Annotated in this window: 1 protein-coding gene; it reads left to right on the plus strand. The window is 61.1% G+C overall.

Annotation, left to right across the window (positions count from 1 at the left end):
* A protein-coding gene (locus AC6CH8_RS22795) for an IS3 family transposase (protein WP_498192460.1) occupies positions 1-1,207 on the plus strand; the annotation gives its coding sequence in 2 pieces (ribosomal slippage) (positions 1-255 and positions 255-1,207; 1,208 coding nt annotated over the 2 pieces). This gene is flagged as partial in the annotation.
* Positions 1,208-1,251 lie beyond the last annotated feature (44 nt).

The following is a 1,251-nucleotide window of genomic DNA, read 5'->3' on the forward strand; positions in this document are numbered from 1 at the left end:
GAAGAAAATATGATGCTGCGTTCCGCGAGGAAGCAGTGCAGCTGGTTTTGTCCACTGATCGGTCGGTGAAACAGGTAGCTGAGGAGATCGGGGTGAAGGAAAGCACGTTGGGGAACTGGCTCGCTCGGGCTCGTGCGCGTTCCTCGGACGGGCCTGTCCCGGTCCCGGTGCCCGATCGTGGGCCCGTGGCGTGGGAGGAACACCGGAAGGCTTTGGCCGAGAATGAGCGGTTGAAGGCCGAGGTCGAGTTCCTGGGAAAAGTCAGCGCCTTCTTTGCCGCGAAGCAAAAGTAGAGGACTTCTACGAGTTCATCGAAGCGGAGAAGGCCAACCATTCCGTTGTGTGGCTATGTCGGGCTCTAAAGGTATCCCGAGCCTCGTATTACCGGTGGCGCAAACCCTCGGCGCCATCACCGCGGGCGGTCCGGCATCAGGAACTGGTCACCGCTGTCACCAGCTTGTACACAGATGAGGAAGGCCGTGCCGGGCGGGACCAGCTGACTCTGATTCTCAATGAGAAGGGCGTGAAGGTCTCGGCCCCGACCGTCGGTTCGATCATGCGGGCGAACGGGTTGCGGGCGGTGCGCACCCAAGCCTGGAAAACCACCACTGTTCAGGACCCGCAGGCCAGGACAGCACATATTGAGAACCACATGCTCGACTCAGAGGGCAAACGGGACTTCACCTCATCAGTGCCCGGGACCCGTCTGGTAGGTGACATCACGTACCTGCGCACCGGTGAGGGCTGGCTCTACCTAGCCACCGTCATCGACCTGTTTTCCGGCATGGTCATCGGCTGGGCCATGGCTGCCCACATGCGCGCGAGCCTGTGCACCGCCGCACTGCAGATGGCCCGGAACCACGGACACCTCAGCGGATCCTCGGTCATTTTCCACTCCGACCGGGGAACCCAGTACACCTCCGACGAATTCCAGAACTGGTGCGGCAGCAACGGGGTTACCCAGTCCATGGGCAAGATCGGGGTGTGCTGGGATAACGCGGTCGCGGAGAACTTCTTCTCGCACCTGAAAACCGAGTTCTACCACCACCAACGCTACGGTTCCCGGCTCGCTGCCCGAACCGGAGTGATGGAATACATCGAAGGCTGGTACAACCGCCGCCGACCCAACAAACGAGCCGGCGGCACAGCACCACTAACCGCCCACACCGCCTACAAAACCAGCACCCGGAAACCCCTGGCCGCCTAACCAACAACGACAACGAAACCTGTCTCAAAAACTTGACGACCGCA

The sequence above is a fragment of the Paenarthrobacter sp. GQ52 genome, from assembly GCF_059759005.1.